General features: G+C 56.9%; 1 protein-coding gene. It reads left to right on the forward strand.

Annotated elements, in window-relative coordinates:
* Positions 1 to 594 (forward strand): tetratricopeptide repeat protein (locus MOQ72_RS44210; protein ID WP_242192049.1); only part of this gene is annotated, 594 nt, incomplete at both ends.

Here is a 594-nt window from a genome sequence, read left to right on the forward strand (position 1 = left end):
AGAAGCGGTCGCAATTCGCCGCGAGCTAGCCGCCGTCGAACGGGTTCGCTATGCTCCAGACCTGGCCGCATCTCTCAATAGTCTTGGCTCCAGTCTTTCTGATCTTGGGCGGTTTGGTGAGGCTTTGGAGGCGACCGAAGAAGCGGTCGCAATTCGCCGCGAGCTAGCCGCTGCTAGTCCGGACGCTTTTGAAGAGAGGCTCATGGATTCTCTTAATGCGCTTGTTGTGCGACTTTCTGATCTTGGTCGACCGTCCGAAGCCCTGTCCGTCGCGCAAGAAGTCGTGGACTACTACAAGAGTCAATCCGAAAGAGATAAGTTCTTCGAACGTGATTTCGCCACCTCGCTAACAAGCCAGGCAGCTTTGACTGCGCAACTAGGGTTGATGGACGAAGCTTACTATGCGTACCGGACTGCACTGAAGGTGCAGTCGCGTGTGCTTGGGAATGACCATCCTGACACTCTGGCGACGCGTCATAATCTTGCTGGGGTCCTTCAGGGGCGAGGTGAATTGGCGGAAGCCGAGGCTGAGTACCGAGCCGTGCTACGGGCACAACAGCGGATTCTCGGCGACGACCATCCTGACACTCTGGC

It is taken from the genome of Saccharopolyspora soli (assembly GCF_022678645.1).
GTDB classification, from domain to species: Bacteria; Actinomycetota; Actinomycetes; order Mycobacteriales; family Pseudonocardiaceae; genus Saccharopolyspora; species Saccharopolyspora soli.